The organism is Flavobacterium sp. UBA4854, assembly GCF_002399805.1.
GTDB lineage: Bacteria > Bacteroidota > Bacteroidia > Flavobacteriales > Flavobacteriaceae > Flavobacterium > Flavobacterium ginsengisoli.
On sequence record NZ_DHEI01000021.1, the window covers coordinates 62,436 to 62,659 of the forward strand.

1 protein-coding gene is annotated in these 224 nt (G+C 38.8%); it reads left to right on the forward strand.

Annotated elements, in window-relative coordinates; translation table 11 throughout:
• Positions 1-224 (forward strand): hypothetical protein (locus B3J44_RS02495; RefSeq protein ID WP_286965547.1); only part of this gene is annotated, 224 nt, incomplete at both ends.

The window sequence follows — 224 nt, forward strand, 5'->3', positions numbered from 1 at the left end:
CTGCTGAAAAAGGCTTTCTCTCCCTTCTTAATTCTGACGTTAGCGATAGGGATGAAGCCTTATTAAATTATATGCTGGGGGAGATCTGCAATGAGTCGGGCAGGGTAGATCGTGCAATTGATTATTACAGCAAAGCCGTTATTTCAGATATTCGTATATCAACAAAAGAATCACTGGCTATAATAAAGCTATCAGAGCTCTTGTTTAGAAAAAAGAATCTGCAG